Source organism: Paenibacillus riograndensis SBR5, from assembly GCF_000981585.1.
GTDB classification, from domain to species: Bacteria; Bacillota; Bacilli; order Paenibacillales; family Paenibacillaceae; genus Paenibacillus_AQ; species Paenibacillus_AQ riograndensis.
On the sequence record NZ_LN831776.1, the window covers coordinates 4,715,614 to 4,729,686 of the forward strand.

General features: G+C 49.3%; 13 protein-coding genes. All 13 read right to left on the reverse strand.

All coding sequences use genetic code 11. The annotated features are described in order from the left end of the window. Positions 1 to 13: 13 nt before the first annotated feature. The 13 genes from PRIO_RS19935 to fliM are packed head-to-tail and all read right to left on the reverse strand — an operon-like array spanning position 14 to position 14,065. Positions 14 to 2,077 (reverse strand): chemotaxis protein CheA, encoded by a 2,064-nt coding sequence (locus PRIO_RS19935; protein ID WP_020434103.1) that lies wholly within the window; start codon positions 2,075 to 2,077, stop codon positions 14 to 16. Between the two features lie 34 nt (positions 2,078 to 2,111). Next, positions 2,112 to 3,506, reverse strand: a complete 1,395-nt coding sequence (gene cheB, locus PRIO_RS19940; protein WP_046504309.1) for a protein-glutamate methylesterase/protein-glutamine glutaminase — start codon at positions 3,504 to 3,506, stop codon at positions 2,112 to 2,114. Positions 3,507 to 3,541: 35 nt separating this feature from the next. Beyond that, positions 3,542 to 4,423: a MinD/ParA family protein gene (locus PRIO_RS19945; protein WP_039791274.1), complete on the reverse strand. Its 882-nt coding sequence runs from the start codon at positions 4,421 to 4,423 to the stop codon at positions 3,542 to 3,544. Then, positions 4,420 to 5,862, reverse strand: a complete 1,443-nt coding sequence (locus tag PRIO_RS19950) for a flagellar biosynthesis protein FlhF (RefSeq protein ID WP_046504312.1) — start codon at positions 5,860 to 5,862, stop codon at positions 4,420 to 4,422. The genes PRIO_RS19945 and PRIO_RS19950 overlap by 4 nt, the downstream gene beginning before the upstream one ends. Continuing rightward, positions 5,859 to 7,892: a flagellar biosynthesis protein FlhA gene (gene flhA / locus PRIO_RS19955; protein ID WP_046504315.1), complete on the reverse strand. Its 2,034-nt coding sequence runs from the start codon at positions 7,890 to 7,892 to the stop codon at positions 5,859 to 5,861. The genes PRIO_RS19950 and flhA overlap by 4 nt, the downstream gene beginning before the upstream one ends. A gap of 18 nt (positions 7,893 to 7,910) precedes the next feature. Then, the gene (gene flhB / locus PRIO_RS19960; protein WP_020434108.1) at positions 7,911 to 9,005 is read right to left on the reverse strand and encodes a flagellar biosynthesis protein FlhB; all 1,095 of its coding nucleotides are present in this window, start codon (positions 9,003 to 9,005) and stop codon (positions 7,911 to 7,913) included. Positions 9,006 to 9,026: 21 nt separating this feature from the next. Further along, the gene (fliR, locus tag PRIO_RS19965) at positions 9,027 to 9,812 is read right to left on the reverse strand and encodes a flagellar biosynthetic protein FliR (protein WP_039791282.1); all 786 of its coding nucleotides are present in this window, start codon (positions 9,810 to 9,812) and stop codon (positions 9,027 to 9,029) included. A gap of 10 nt (positions 9,813 to 9,822) precedes the next feature. Further along, positions 9,823 to 10,092, reverse strand: a complete 270-nt coding sequence (fliQ, locus tag PRIO_RS19970; RefSeq protein WP_020434111.1) for a flagellar biosynthesis protein FliQ — start codon at positions 10,090 to 10,092, stop codon at positions 9,823 to 9,825. A gap of 22 nt (positions 10,093 to 10,114) precedes the next feature. Beyond that, positions 10,115 to 10,882 (reverse strand): flagellar type III secretion system pore protein FliP, encoded by a 768-nt coding sequence (gene fliP / locus PRIO_RS19975; RefSeq protein ID WP_020434112.1) that lies wholly within the window; start codon positions 10,880 to 10,882, stop codon positions 10,115 to 10,117. Continuing rightward, positions 10,879 to 11,406, reverse strand: a complete 528-nt coding sequence (locus PRIO_RS19980; RefSeq protein WP_020434113.1) for a flagellar biosynthetic protein FliO — start codon at positions 11,404 to 11,406, stop codon at positions 10,879 to 10,881. Before PRIO_RS19980 ends, fliP begins: the two co-directional genes overlap by 4 nt. 9 nt (positions 11,407 to 11,415) lie before the next feature. Then, entirely contained in the window at positions 11,416 to 11,781 is a 366-nt protein-coding gene (locus PRIO_RS19985) for a response regulator (protein WP_019910416.1), read from the reverse strand. A gap of 27 nt (positions 11,782 to 11,808) precedes the next feature. Beyond that, a complete protein-coding gene (gene fliY, locus PRIO_RS19990; RefSeq protein ID WP_020434114.1) occupies positions 11,809 to 13,077 on the reverse strand; it encodes a flagellar motor switch phosphatase FliY in 1,269 nt (422 codons plus the stop codon). Continuing rightward, positions 13,067 to 14,065, reverse strand: coding sequence for a flagellar motor switch protein FliM (gene fliM / locus PRIO_RS19995; protein WP_020434115.1), 999 nt, complete (start codon positions 14,063 to 14,065; stop codon positions 13,067 to 13,069). Before fliM ends, fliY begins: the two co-directional genes overlap by 11 nt. Positions 14,066 to 14,073: the final 8 nt, after the last annotated feature.

Consider the following 14,073-nt stretch of genomic DNA (forward strand, 5'->3'; position numbering starts at 1 on the left):
GTTCTATCCTAAATTATTTAATAAAAGCATTCGGATCAATAATGAGTGCGACCTGCCCGTCACCAAGAATGGTGGCGCCGGATATGCCTTGAACCTCAGGCAAATATTTGCCGAGATTCTTGATGACAATTTCGTTCTGCCCAATAAAATCCTGTACTGCCAGAGCGACCAGGCGTTCCCCCTTACGCACAACCACAATTTCCGTCTCTTCCTCCGTGCTTTCATCATAATCCGGTACTGAAAAGATTTTGCTTAGTGAAACCAGCGGAATATGGCTGTTGCGGAACTCCACCATTTTGTTGCCGTGAATGCTCCGGATCTGGGTTTGCTTCACAATGCCGGTTTCCACAATGGACGAGAGCGGTATCGCGTATTTCTCTGTGCCCAGACGGACAAGCATAGCTGCGATAATCGACAAGGTCAGCGGCAGCTGCACTGAGAAATTGGTACCTTTGCCTTGGGTGGAATAGACCACCACATTCCCGCCCAGTGAGGTGATTTTTGATTTGACAACATCCAATCCCACACCGCGGCCGGATACATCGGAGATTACTTCAGCGGTACTGAAACCCGGTGCGAACAGGAGTTGTATTGCCTCATCATCGGAATAACTCGATGCTTGTTCTTGCGAAAGAATGCCTTTTTTGATCGCCGACTGCAGTATTTTCTGCGGATTGATTCCGGCACCGTCATCTTCGATTTCGATAAAGACATGGTTGCCGCTGTGGAATGCCCTCAGGTTAACCGTTCCTGTATCAGACTTGCCTGCGGCTAAACGGTCTTGAATCCCTTCGACACCGTGGTCTACAGCGTTTCGCAGCAAGTGAACCAGCGGATCACCGATTTCATCGATAACAGTGCGGTCCAGCTCCGTCTCGGCGCCGGTAACAACCAGATCGATTTTTTTGTCCAGGGATTTGGCAAGGTCACGAACCATGCGCGGGAACCGGTTGAACACGGTATCCACCGGGACCATGCGCAGCTTCATGACAATATTCTGCAGATCTCCGCTGACCCGGCCCATATGTTCTACAGTTTCCGTCAGATCGGTGTTCTGAACCTCTGAAGCAAGCTGCTCCAGCCGGACCCGGTCGATGAGCAGCTCGCTGAAGAGATTCATCAGCACATCAAGCCGTTCAATGTCTACACGGATCGTCCGGGAGGGCGCTCCTCCTGTTCTCACAGGAGCCGGTTTGCCGGCTTCTTCTTTGGCATGTGCGGCAGATGCCGGTGAAGCATTAGAAACAGGGGCAGCTTCTTTTGCAGGAGCAGGCGCTTCGGCCGTAGCCGCAACCATGTCCTGACCCATCTGACGCAAGGATTCCTGATCCAGAGCTACCGCAGTCACCTTGTCAATCTCAGACAGATTCAGAATCATCGCCTGGATCTCACTGGCTTCCTTTTGGGTTATGTAATAGAGCGAAAAGCTATGGTCAAATTTCTCCTGCTCTATGTCCTGAACCGAAGGGAAGGATTTGACGACCTCGCCGGAACGTTCGAGGAGATCAAAGACCATATAGGCCCGCACTGCTTTGAGCTGGCAGTCCTTGCGGATGGCCACATCGACATACAGCACCTTATGGCCTTCCTGGAGCGACTGCTCCAGAACGGAGTATTGAAACTCATCAAGGAATACGGGAGCTTCGGCAGCCGGTGCTGCTGCCGAAGGGGCTGCAGTACTGGCTGCGGTCGGGATCTCGCCACGGACAATCGCCTGCAAAGACGCAACAATGGCCGATACATCCGCTTTGCCCTCTCCGCCGCCTGTAATATCCTCGACCATGGATTCCAGGGCGTCCAGACTTTTGAACAGGGTGTCAAAAATGAAATCCTGCATCCGCAGCTTGTTGTTGCGCACTAAGTCCAGAACATTCTCCATTTGGTGCGTAAGTGAAGCCAAATCCTCAAAGCCCATGGTTGCCGCCATACCCTTCAAGGTATGGGCAGAGCGGAAAATAACCTGTACAATACTCAGATCTTCAGGATTTGCTTCAAGCCCCATCATACTTTCGTTCAATGACTGCAGATGATCATTTGACTCATCAATAAACATGGATAAATATTGGTTCATGTCCATGAGCGGGCACCTCCCCTTCAAGTTCGCTTTTCCATTATTTTACGGCTTGCACCAGCCTTGGAGCAATTTCTTGCAAAGGCAGGACATGTCTTACACACTGCAATTCCACCGCAGAACGCGGCATCCCGTAAACCACACAGGTTTCTTCACTTTCGGCAAAGGTGGAGGTCACTCCTGAATCATAAAGTGACTTCATCATTCTGGCACCATCGCTGCCCATCCCTGTCATAATCACTGCGTGCCGCTCCAGTGAGGTGTATGGAAGGATGGATTCGAAGAGTGTATCCACCGATGGACGGTGTCCGTTGCGGGCTTCTTCCAAAGTCAGATCAATCGCATATTGACCGCCCGCAGCCGGAACTACCCTCATATGATAACCGCCGGGAGCTATGTATGCCGCCCCCTGGCGCAGAATCATTCCCTGTTCTGCTTCCGCCACTTCAAGCGGGCTGAAAGTATTCAGCCGCTGGGCCAGCGACTTGGTGAAATTGGGCGGCATATGCTGCACAATGACAATAGGTGCTGGAAAATCAGCCGGAATATTTTCAAGAAATGCTTTTAAAGCTCTTGGACCGCCCGTGGAACATCCGACGGCTACCAGCTTGCGCAATCCCTTGTTGGCGGATTTGCGGTCCCCGCCTGCTGCAGATGATTCATAATTGGCAGCAGCCGAAGCAGCCGGGCGCGAATCCGGCTGTGCCGGTTTGGCTTCCTCTTTCGAACGGTTTCTGGAGGGATCGGAAGCCGGCTTGGGAGGCAGCGCGGGCCGCTTGGCCGCGTCTGGCGGAAAAGCGCTATCCGGAGCTGTTCTTCCCGGCGAACTTTTTCCCTTATCCTTCTCTGAGGCAGGGCTCAATTCCGGCTTGGCCTTCAGCCTGTCAGCCGGCTTGCGTGGAAGCTCCGGAGCTTTCTTGGGAGATTCCGGACTTCGTTTGACAGGCCCGCGCTCCGGTTGCGGTGCAGGGGCCGCCTCTGCAGCGGGCAGCTCAGGCACCTTGTATGCGGATGCTCTGGCTTCGCGCTGCTGGCGGGCAAGCATTGCCTCTTTCATTTGCTCTCTCAGCGAAACGCCCACAGCTATAATATCCTGTGAGTTCGATATGGAGGGCTTGCGGATAAAATCAAAAGCCCCCCACTCCAGTGCCAGAATGGTTTCCTTCATGCCCTCTTCATTAATACCTGAGAGCATGATTACCGGCAGAGGACGCTGCGCCATTATTATTTTGAGCGCCTCCAGGCCGTTCATTTCCGGCATTTCGACATCCATGGTGACCAGATCCGGAGAAAGTTCGTTGACTTTTTCAATGGCTTCACGTCCGTTGGATGCCGTCGCCGCAACCTGAAAGTTAGCATCATTTTCAATTAAATCGGAAATGATCTTGCGCATGAATGCAGAATCATCAACAACCAAAACTCGATAAGGTTTCATATCATTTCCACCTCTGTTCCTCGAATTCAGAACAATTATTCTTTTCGCTTCAACCACTTGCTGATAAATCCCTTGATGCCTTGAACTTTAGTGGTGTCTGCCGAATCAGCGGCCAAATAGCTAAGCGCAAGCCTATGCACATCTTTGGCTGCCGAACTGTTCGGAAAAGCCACCGAGAATGGAATCTGCCTCTTTACTGCCTGAACTACATGGGTGTCGCTGCTGATATATCCAAGAAAAGAAATATCCAATTGCAAAAACCGGCTTGCCGCCATGCGGATTTTATCACTGGTGGCGTGCGCCTCTTTCTCATCCCCTGCCTGATTGACGATCAGCCGGAAGGAAACCTTCGGATGGGAGTTATTTACTACCTTTATCAGTGCGTAAGCATCCGTTATCGCAGTGGGTTCAGGTGTAGTGACCACCAGGCAGTCATCCGCCGAAGTAATGAATTTCATGGTTTCTTTGGAAAGCCCTGCTCCTGTATCGAAGAGAATAAAATCCATCGTGTCCGCAATTCCGGTGATCTGGTCCGTGAAGTAGCTCAAATCCGCCTCAGACAGCGAAAAAAGCTCGTCCATACCTGAACCGCCTGCGATAAAAGGAAGCCCCTTGGGTCCTTTATGAATGATCTCTCCGATATCCGCTTCCCTTTTCAGTAAATGATAAAGATTATACTTAGCCGACACACCCATAAGCACATCTATATTCGCCATACCGATATCAGCATCGAACAAGAGCACTCGTTTGCCCATCGCTTGGAGTGTGAGGGCAAAGTTCAAGGTGAAATTCGATTTGCCGACCCCCCCCTTCCCACTGCAAACAGTGATAATCCGGGCGGATGCCTCCCCTCCGGATGCACGTTTGGGTCCCTGGCTGGACACAAGCCTCCTCAGGGATTGCGCCTGATCCATCACATTCCCCCTGTTCCCAAAATCATCCCGCTAAGCTGATCTTTGGTAGCAGCCAGCAAATCATCGGGTACATTCTGACCGTTGGTTATATAGGAAAGCTTGAGCGGGAAATCATTCAGAACATTGAAGAGCGGACCATAACTTCCTGTCTCGTCCAGTTTAGTAAAGATCACTTTATCGAGCTGATAGCGGCCAAAATGTTCAACAATCTTTTTCATATCCCGGCTTTTGGAGGTCAGGCTGAGCACCAGAAAGGTTTCACTTTTAAGCTCTTTGGCCAAAAGGCTCTGCAGCTCCGCTACCAGCATTTCGTTACGGTAATTCCGGCCTGCCGTATCCATAAGCACTAAATCACAGCTTTCGAGCCGGAACAAGGCTCTTTGCAAATCACCAGGAGACTGTACAACCTCCAGAGGCATATTGAGTATAGCCGCATAAGTGCGAAGCTGCTCTACGGCCGAAATCCGGTAGGTGTCCGAGGTAATCAGTCCAACCTTGCGCCCTTGCCTGAACAACTGCTCAGCGGCAAGTTTGGCAATGGTAGTGGTCTTGCCGACACCTGTAGGTCCCGCGATGTAAACAATCCGCGTATCCGGCGCAATCCCGTTAGCAATGCGCCCGGATAAAAAATCCTCAACCTGAGCGGCCATCCTGACATTGAATTCCTCCGGGGTCCAGATGCGGCCTTCCTCATGCCATTGGTCAAAAATATTGCTGATCCACTCATCGACCAGAACGGCATCCGTCTCCTGCTCCATCAGACGGTCTCTTATTTGCTCCAGCTGCTCCGGAAGCTCTACAGCACCAGATGAATAACGGGCAATCCGCTCCATCCATTGCTTCATGTCGCGAATCTCCCGCAGCACATCACTTTCCAGTTCAGATGTAGATGCGGCATTCAACTTCTTGTTCCGGGCCTCATCTATGGCTGCCATGCTTGCAAGCTTAGCAGCTGGAGCTGCTGAATGTTGAATTGGAGCTTCATCGGCTTCCAAGTAGCCAGTCTCTTCTTCCTCCTCCTGGACCGCAGGCAGTACGGCTACATTCCCTTTGTTCTCTAAGGTATCAGACAACGCCGCAGCAATCTCGGCAAAAGTCTGCTTCGCCGCTGCCTCACTCCCTGAGGAGGCCGTCCGAGCCGCTGGTTCATTTGCACCAGCGGCTGCAGGTGCCGAAGAGGCGGCCGCAGCCTTCTGGTATGCTTGGGGAACTGCGCTGCGCGGAATGTTCAGCAGGGCAGCTGGTGTCTTTGCAGACGCTCCAGGCTTCTGGGCGTCCTCCACTGCTGCAACAACCTCAATTTTCTTCTTTTTGAACATCCCCATGAAACCGCCGACTCTGACCTCCTTGGTGCTTAAAATGACGGCATCGCTTCCCAGCTCGCTGCGGATGGAATGCATGGCGTCAGGCATCGTGTCGACCACATAACGCTTCACTCTCATAGATTCACCACCCCAACGCTTTGGATTTCAATATTTGGCTCCAGCTCACTGTAGGACAACACCGGGATGTCCTGCATGGTCCGTTCAATCACCTGGCGCAGATACATCCGTATTGTCGGGGAGGTCAGTACTATAGGCTGCTGTCCCGATTGAAGCAAACGGTTGATTTGCTCCGTAAGCCGCTGGTAAACGGTCTGTGTCGAGACAGGGTCCAGCGCAAGATAGCTGCCCTGCTCCGTCTGCTGCACACTTTCGGAGATTTTCTTTTCCAGATTCGGTCCCACTGTGATCACCCTTAACGTCTCTCCGGTCTGTGAGAACTGCTGTGTAATCTGTCTGGAGAGGGACTGCCGGACATATTCAGTCAGAACATCCGGGTCTTTGGTATAGGTTCCGTAGTCCGCCAACGTTTCAAAAATAGTCACCAGGTCACGAATCGAGATTTTCTCACGCAGCAGCTTGCCGAGTACCTTTTGAATATCCCCGATGGCCAGTACGGAAGGCACAAGCTCGTCCACCAGCACAGGATAATTTTCGCGGAGATTGTCGACAAGTTGCTTGGTTTCCTGTCGTCCCAGCAGCTCATGGCCATAACGTTTGATAAGCTCGGTCAAATGTGTAGCCACTACTGAAGGGGGATCAACCACGGTATAGCCTGACAATTCGGCCCGTTCCTTCACAGACTCGTCAATCCATAGCGCTGGCAGACCAAAGGATGGTTCTACCGTCTCAATTCCATGAATCGACTCATCCTCATACCCTGGACTCATTGCCAGATAGTGATTAAGTAATAATTCACCACCGCCAACGTTATTTCCTTTAATTTTGATCACATATTCATTCGGTTTTAGTTGAATATTGTCGCGAATGCGAATAACAGGGACGACAAGACCCATCTCCAATGCACACTGCCGCCTGATCATGATAATACGATCCAGCAAATCGCCGCCCTGGCCCGTGTCAGCAAGGGGGATAAGCCCGTACCCGAACTCAAATTCGATAGCATCGACAGAGAGCAGGTTGATTACACTTTCCGGACTGCGCACTTCCTCGATCTGTTTTTCTTCAACCAGCTGTTCTTCAGCTATTTGCTGACGGCTGGCCTTTTGGCTCATAGTATAAGCGGCATAGCCTAATAGCCCCGCTAGTGGCAAGGTAGACATCACTGTAATCGGGGTGAAAAAACCGAGGAAAGCAATAGTTACGGCCACGATATACAGAAGCTTTGGATAAGAAAGTAGTTGTCCAGTTAAATCTTCCGCCAGATTGCCGTCTGATGCTGCGCGGGTAACAATAAGTCCGGCAGCGGTTGAAATGAGCAATGCTGGAATTTGGCTGACCAGACCATCCCCGATTGTCAATACGGAGTAAGTCGAAAGAGCAGCCTGGAAAGACATTCCGTGAACAGACATACCGATAATGAAACCGCCAATCAGATTGATCAGCAGGATGATGATGCTCGCAATGGCATCCCCCTTGACGAACTTACTCGCACCATCCATAGACCCGAAAAAGTCGGCTTCACGTTCAATCTTGCGTCTGCGTTCACCAGCCTGCTGTTCATTAATCATGCCAGCGTTCAAATCGGCATCAATACTCATCTGTTTGCCGGGCATCGCATCCAGTGTAAACCGGGCACCTACCTCGGCTACACGTTCCGAACCTTTTGTAATAACAATGAACTGCACGACGACAAGGATCAGGAAGACAATGAATCCAATAGCGATTTGTCCCCGGGCAATCCAGCTTCCGAACGTAGCTACAACCTCACCCGCATGACCATCCGACAGAATCAACTTCGTGGTTGAAATATTCAGCGCCAGACGAAACAAGGTTGTGATTAACAGCAATGAAGGGAATATCGAGAACTGCAGTGGGTCTTTTGTATTCATTGCTACCAGTATAATAGTTAAGGCTATCGAAATATTGATAATTAGCAGTACATCCAGAAGCCAAGCCGGGATGGGCAGAATCATCATAAGCACAATACCGATAACACCCAGTAGAACTGTTAGATCTCTTGCTTTCAATGTCCTCAACCTCCCGACTTATCTCCTCTTACCATTAAGCTTGTAAACATAAGCGAGTACTTCAGCTACTGCCTGAAAAAGATCGGCAGGAACGACATCGCCGATTTCTGTCCTTTGAAATAACGCTCGTGCGAGCGGCTTGTTCTCCATAGTTATAACACCATGCTCCTTAGCCAGTTCACGAATACGGAGTGCCACAAAGTCCTGGCCTTTGGCTATAATTTGCGGAGCCTCCATTTGGGACCCGTCATATTTCAAGGCAACTGCAAAATGTGTCGGGTTAGTGATGATCACATCCGCATTAGGAACCTCCTGCATCATCCGCTGCATAGCCATTCTTCGCTGCCGTTCCCTGATCTTGCCTTTAATGATCGGATCGCCTTCCATTTTTTTATATTCATCTTTGATATCCTGTTTGGACATTTTCAAGCTCTTCTCATGTTCGTACTTTTGATAAATGTAATCAAAAACAGCCATTATCAAGAGTACCGCCCCGATTTTGATGCCCAGGTTCATAGTCATCTTAGCTGCAAACCGGTAAGCCCCTTCCGCGCTAACATGAGCCAGGGAAGCGAAGCTTTCCTTTTCCCCCCAAAGGGTACTGTAGACCAGATAGCCGATTATCAGAAGCTTGAAGATGGATTTTAGGAACTCCACAAAAGAACGCATGGAGAAAATATTCTTGAAGCCTTTGATCGGATTGATCTTGCTGAATTTTGGAGTCAGCCCTTCAGTGACCATCATAAAACCGACTTCAGCCAAATTCACCACAAGAGCCATCACAAACGTAATGATGAACAGCGGAGCCAGGAGAATTAATATCTGTAGACCGTAATGCCGAAACATCTCGGATACATTCTCAGGAGTCACTTGCATCATCATCCGGTTCTGAAAGACATCCGTATACAGCTTAACAACCCGTTCTTTTATGAAACCCCCAAACATCATTAAGGTCAGAAGAGCCGATAACAACACAACCGCACCGGATAGTTCAGCACTTTTTGCAACTTGGCCCTTTTTACGTGCCTCCTGCCGTTTCTTCGGGGTTGCTTTCTCTGTTTTGTCTCCCCCGAAATGCTGAAGATTGAGTGCATAACGTTTCGTTTTCGGCATAACTCTCTCTCCTTAAGTCACCTAAGGACTCTTCCCCATAAGGCCCAGCAGATTGTGCATGGACTCAAACATGATGTCGAATAGATTCTGGAACAGCAAGGCCAGACCCGGCATTAATAATAGAAGCAGCGCAAGTCCTACAATGATTTTGAGAGGAACCCCGATGACGAACACGTTATACTGCGGAGCCGTTCTTGCCAGAAAGGCCAGACCAATATCCGTAAGAAAAAGTGCGGTAACCAGGGGGGCCGACATCTGAAAAGCCAGCATAAATGACTGTGCAAACGAGCGGACCAGAAATTCTGACAGGCTTCCGTCTATCATTTTGATCAATAGATTATTATCTATCGGAACCCATTTATAGCTGTACACGATAGCATCCAGTAAATAATGGTGTCCGTTCATGCTCAGGAACAGCAAAGTAGCAATCAAATATTTGAAGTTCCCGATGACAGGAGCTGAGGTGCCAGTCATTGGATCAATGACGTTGGCAATCCCGAAGCCGATTTGGATATCAATGAAGGAACCGGCTGTCTGTATGGCCATAAACATCAGATAGGCGATAAAACCAAGCAGTAAGCCTATTAATGCCTCACGGGCAATCAGCAGAATGTAGGTCAAGTCCTGGGGAACGGCAATCCCCGTCCCTCTTGAGCTGAAAATGACCAATGCTACAAAAAAGGAGAGTCCTATCTTGAACGTCGCCGGAATGCTTCTCGTAGAAAAAACAGGAACGACAACAAAAAAAGCGGAAATTCGACAAAAAATCAACAAAAAGACGGGAAAATTTTGAAGCCATGTCTCCATATTCATACTTTTAACCGATGTACATATTGAGGCTGCCCAGAATTTGCCCGGTAAAGTCTACCAGTTTGGTAATGATCCATGGTCCAAACAGCAGTAATGCAAGCAGCACAGCTACGATTTTTGGAATAAACGCCAGGGTTTGCTCCTGGATCTGGGTTGTAGCCTGGAATATGCTGACAATTAGTCCTACCACCAGACCAAGAATCAACATGGGAGCGCTGGTTTCGAGCACTAAATATACGGCTTGACCGGCTAGGCCGATAATAAATTCCGTATTCATCCCTTATGCCTCCTCTTGAATCTCAGGTGTTAAAACTCAGTAGCAGTGATTTAACGACTAAATACCACCCGTCTACCAGTACAAAGAGCATTATCTTGAACGGCAATGAGATCATCACCGGTGGCAGCATCATCATCCCCATAGCCATCAGGGTGCTCGCTACCACAATATCAATAATCAGAAAGGGTATAAAAATCATAAAGCCCATGGTAAAAGCTTTTTTCATCTCTCCGATGGCAAAGGCTGGGACCATCACCGTCAATGGAATGTCACTGTACGTTGCAGGCTTGACCGAAGCCTTGTTGCCGGTGTAGTTCATAAACAGCAGCAAATCCTTGGTGCTGGTCTGCTTGAACATAAATTCCTTCATGGGATCTGCCGCCTTGTTCAGCGCCTCAGTCTGAGTAATCGTCCCTTTCATATACGGTTGAAGCGCTGTCTCATTCACTTTTGCCAGTGTCGGAGACATGATAAACAGCGTCAGGAACAGGGCCAATCCTACAAGCACCTGGTTAGGAGGCATTGATTGTGTTCCGAGCGAGGTTCTCACAAAGCCCAGAACGATAACAATCCGGGTGAAACTGGTCATTAGCACAAGAAAGGCCGGAGCCACGCTCAGAACCGTTACAAGCAGCAGAATAGAGATGGAGCTGGTGCCACTGCTTGAACCGTCACCGCTTCCCCCAACCTTAATATCAATATTAGGGATAGGATCAGCATGTACAGGGTGTATCAGCAAAGCGCTGAATACAACTAGTAGCAGAAGTGAAAAAATCAGTTTATTTTTCATAAATCCCTCGACTCATCCTTAAGCACATCATCCCGGAGCAGCTCTTCCATTTTCTCCTTACGCTCTGGTGCGAGCGCAAGCTTGGATTGCAAAGTCTCATAGAAAGAGGATGTTTCATTAAGTTCGATTTCCTGCGATGGCACTTCTCCGCGGAATTTGGCTCTAACCTTAGCAATAAACGGCGCAAGAAAGTTATTTTGTCCTGCAGATTGATCCTCAAATGCCGAAATGATCAGCGCTACCTCAGCCGGATCGGTGATTTTATCCATCATGGATATGTTCTCACCGACCCCGATCAGATAGAGGCTGCCTCCGAGTTCAATAATCTGTATGGACTTGTTCGGCCCGAGGCCCAAAGCGCCAAGTGTACGGATGGAACGCCCGCTCATCAAGGTCTGATTGCGGCGTCCCAGAAAACGGATAAGCAGCACTATGAGCACAACAATTACCGCAAGGACAAAAATAACGTTTAATAAATTCAGCAGATTGTTACCTGTTCCCAGCGGTTCTACACTGACTGGCATAAATTCTTGTTACACACCCAGTGTTTTGTTGATTGCTTCGATAACACGGTCTGCCTGGAAAGGTTTTACAATAAAATCCTTGGCACCCGCTTGGATTGCATCAATGACCATAGCCTGCTGACCCATGGCAGAACACATGATGACTTTGGCGTTGGCATCTACTTTTTTGATTTCTTTTAGGGCGGCAATACCGTCCATTTCAGGCATGGTGATATCCATCGTGATCAGATCCGGACGCAGCTCCTTGAATTTCTCAATAGCCTGTGAACCGTCCTGGGCTTCACCCACAACCTCAAATCCGTTTTTGGACAAAATGTCCCGGATCATCATTCTCATAAATGCTGCATCGTCCACGATTAGAATTCGGTTAGCCATTTTTACAAAATCCTCCCTAAGTATGCTTTATTGTAGTTTTTGAATTCGGTCCCACTGGCTGACGATATCCGTAACGCGAACTCCGAAGTTTTCGTCGATAACCACGACTTCCCCTTTGGCAATAAGCTTGTTGTTAACCAGAATGTCTACAGGCTCACCGGCCAGCTTGTCCAGCTCGATGATGGAGCCTTGCGACATTTCCAGAATATCTTTGATCTGCTTCTGGGTCCTTCCTAATTCTACGGTTACTCTCAGTGGTATGTCCATCAATAAATTCAAATTATTTTCGTCAATATTTCCGAAGGCACCTGAGCTTAAGTTCGCAAACTGTACCGGCTGCACATTGACATTGCGGTTCGGTGCGGGCTGCTGCGGCGGAGCCTGCTGGTAAGGCACACCTTGAGGCGGCATTCCATACGGCGGCATCCCATAAGCCGGCATTCCTGCGGGAGGATAATAATATCCGCCTTCGGGCATACCCGGGTATGGCGGCGGAACCGCTCCAGGCTGCGCTGGGGGAGTCTGCTGCCCCGTGGGCGCCGGAGGAGGTTCATAAGCTGCTGCCGGTTTAGGCGGTGCTTCTGGCGCAGCTGCGGCCGTCTCCTGTTCCGACTGAACATCGCCCAGAAGCATAGATACCATGTCTTTGGCGAATTGTACCGGAAGCAGCTGCATAATAGTAGAATCAATCAGCTCCCCAATCCTGAGCCGGAATGAAATCTGGATCAGTGTTTCATCACCCGGAAGACTGCCTACGCCTTCTCCGCTGGACATATTCAGGATATCGATACCCGGAGGCGAGATATTCACGAAGCGGTTGAAAATGGTCGACATGGATGTGGCCGATGAGCCCATCATTTGGTTCATCGCTTCCTGGACTGCACTGATATGAATTTCATTCAAATCTTCGTCCTTAGGTTCACCTTCACCACCAAGCATCAGATCCGCGATGACCTGTGCATCCCTGATTTTGATAACCAGTGAGTTGATGCCCTGAAAACCATCCACATATTGAACATGCACCGCAACATGGGGTTTTGGAAAGGCTTCCTCGAACTCATCGCGGGTGATGATGGATACCTCAGGAGTAGTGATGTCTACCTTTTTGCCCAGCAGCGTGGACAGCGCAGTCGCTGCACTCCCGAATGTAATATTTCCGATTTCTCCCAATGCGTCCTGCTCAAAGGGGGTTAAGAAATCATCCACCGACTTTGTTGAAGGAGCAACTGGTCCTTCCGCAGACTGTCTGAGCAGAGCATCTATTTCTTCTTGGGACAAATAATCTTTACTCGTCAAAATCTTCAACTCCTTCGCTGACTATCTCGTCTATTTGCACAGCTACACGCTCTTTAATCATCCCAGGACTTCCGATAAATTTCAGCTTGTCCCCCACCTTGATTGACAGCCCGGAGTCAACAGTCCTGTTAAGAGAAATGACGTCGCCGACGCTGAGCCCGAGAAATTCAGCAATGGATAAGCTCGATTCGCCCAGCTCGGCCACAATCGGCAGCTGCGCGCGATGAACTCTAGACCGGATTGCCTCAAGCTCAATCTCATCGCGCACCTTCTTTTCAGAAACAAACCATTGGTGCACGGACAGCCTCGACATAATTGGCTCCAGAACAACGTGAGGTATGCACAGATTGATCATCCCGGTCGTGTCGCCTATTTTGGTGCTTAGTGAAATTAGAGCAATCGTTTCGTTGGGCGATACGATTTGCATGAATTGAGGATTGGTTTCCAACGCCTCCATGCGGGGACTGATATCAAGTACCGTCTTCCAGGCTTCCTGCAGACTCTCAAAGCATCTGCTGAAAATCCTCTCCATTATTGTTGTTTCAATTTCAGTGAGAGTATTGATTTTGGAAGGTGCCGTTCCAAAGCCTCCTAGCAGTCTATCCAGCATGGCAAAGGCGATGTTCGGATGCACCTCCATCACCATCCGGCCTTCGAGCGGTTCAGCTTCGAAAATATTCAAGATCGTCATTTTTGGAATGGAGCGGATAAACTCGTCATAAGGGAGCTGCTCTACTTGAACGACATTGATCTGCACGAAGGTACGCAATTGGGCCGAAAAGTATGTCGTTAGATAACGGGCAAAGTTATCATGAATCCGTGTAAGGCTTCGGATATGATCCTTTGAGAAGCGTACGGCCCGTTTGAAATCATAAGAGCGGACTTTCTTCTGGGTTTCCTCTTTTTTAAGTTCGTCGGCATCCATTTCACCGGATGATAGTGCGGCAAGCAGAGCATCAATTTCGTTTTGTGATAGTACATCAACCAATTTCAATC

What these genes read in the sequence shown, in the direction of transcription:
- PRIO_RS19935 (WP_020434103.1), bottom strand. Translation starts at nt 2,077, where the DNA reads ATGGACATGAACCAATATTTATCCATGTTTATTGATGAGTCAAATGAT.
- cheB (WP_046504309.1), bottom strand. Translation starts at nt 3,506, where the DNA reads ATGAAACCTTATCGAGTTTTGGTTGTTGATGATTCTGCATTCATGCGC.
- PRIO_RS19950 (WP_046504312.1), bottom strand. Translation starts at nt 5,862, where the DNA reads ATGAGAGTGAAGCGTTATGTGGTCGACACGATGCCTGACGCCATGCAT.
- flhB (WP_020434108.1), bottom strand. Translation starts at nt 9,005, where the DNA reads ATGCCGAAAACGAAACGTTATGCACTCAATCTTCAGCATTTCGGGGGA.
- fliR (WP_039791282.1), bottom strand. Translation starts at nt 9,812, where the DNA reads ATGGAGACATGGCTTCAAAATTTTCCCGTCTTTTTGTTGATTTTTTGT.
- fliQ (WP_020434111.1), bottom strand. Translation starts at nt 10,092, where the DNA reads ATGAATACGGAATTTATTATCGGCCTAGCCGGTCAAGCCGTATATTTA.
- fliP (WP_020434112.1), bottom strand. Translation starts at nt 10,882, where the DNA reads ATGAAAAATAAACTGATTTTTTCACTTCTGCTACTAGTTGTATTCAGC.
- PRIO_RS19980 (WP_020434113.1), bottom strand. Translation starts at nt 11,406, where the DNA reads ATGCCAGTCAGTGTAGAACCGCTGGGAACAGGTAACAATCTGCTGAAT.
- PRIO_RS19985 (WP_019910416.1), bottom strand. Translation starts at nt 11,781, where the DNA reads ATGGCTAACCGAATTCTAATCGTGGACGATGCAGCATTTATGAGAATG.